The organism is Streptomyces ipomoeae 91-03 (assembly GCF_000317595.1).
Taxonomy (GTDB): domain Bacteria; phylum Actinomycetota; class Actinomycetes; order Streptomycetales; family Streptomycetaceae; genus Streptomyces; species Streptomyces ipomoeae.
In genome coordinates this window covers 1-896 of the sequence record NZ_AEJC01000455.1, presented here as the reverse complement: position 1 = coordinate 896, position 896 = coordinate 1, and the positions used below count along the sequence as shown (strand labels likewise).

Sequence of the window (896 nt, the reverse complement as noted above, 5' to 3'; positions counted from 1 at the left end):
GCCCTGAACGGAATGCCGGTGGGAGCGATCTTGTCCTCACCTCCCCGCGGCGCCTGGTGCCCTTTCCCGGCGCCCGGGGCCCGGATACACACCTTCACGTCCGCCTTGCTGAGCGGCGCGGCCACCGCCACCGCACATCGCGCGCAGGGCATCGACTCCTCCCAACGGCTCGGCCGTCACCGTTGGACCGTGGAGCGCACGGTGGCGTTGCTGCCCGGATGCCGTCGTCCGCACCACCGCTACGAACGCGAGGCCGAACACTTCCTGGCGTTCGCCGGCATCGCCGCAGCCCTGATCTGCTACCGCAGGTTGACCGCCCGACCGCCCGACCGGAGACCGCCGGGGCTGGGATGCGTGTCGCCTTCTGCCGGGATCGACGTCGCCCACTGATCAGAGGCTGGAGAGCAGACCCTCGAGTGGGGCTGGGACGCGGTCGGGGTCGAGGGCCTGGACGAGGACACGGCCGTAGTGGATCTTGCGTCCCTTCTTCGTTCCGAAGAAGCGCCTGAACTGCTGCTGTGGGGCGCGGCCCCGCTGTGCGGGCTGGCGCAGAAAGGTCTGCAGGGCACGCAGGTCGCCTTCCTCCCGGACGAGCTCCTCCACCCGTGTCACGCCCAACGCGCGGATGAGCTCGTCTTCCAGGTCCGCCGCGCAGACGAAGAAGCCTTGCTGTGCCGCACCGGCCCGTTCGAAGCCGCGGGCGTAGTAGGGACGCTCCGCCTCGTCGCACAGTCCCGTGAGGCGGAGGCCCAGGCCGGGTGAACCGAGAAGTCGGGCGTAGCGCCCGACGCTCATCGCACCGCCGATCGACAGGACGCAGATCCCTTCGGCCGCCAGGTTCCGGCCGCGGCTCTCTGCCAGCGCGTTGACCGCCGCGACGTCACTCCGCCCTTCGA

General features: G+C 70.6%; 1 protein-coding gene and 1 pseudogene. One reads left to right on the top strand and one right to left on the bottom strand.

The window, feature by feature from the left end; translation table 11 throughout:
• Nucleotides 1-390 (top strand): annotated as a pseudogene (locus STRIP9103_RS53570) (hypothetical protein); the annotation flags it as partial.
• Here the strand turns inward: STRIP9103_RS53570 and STRIP9103_RS29895 are convergent.
• Nucleotides 391-896 (bottom strand): TOPRIM nucleotidyl transferase/hydrolase domain-containing protein (locus tag STRIP9103_RS29895; protein ID WP_048821242.1); only part of this gene is annotated, 506 nt, incomplete at its 5' end.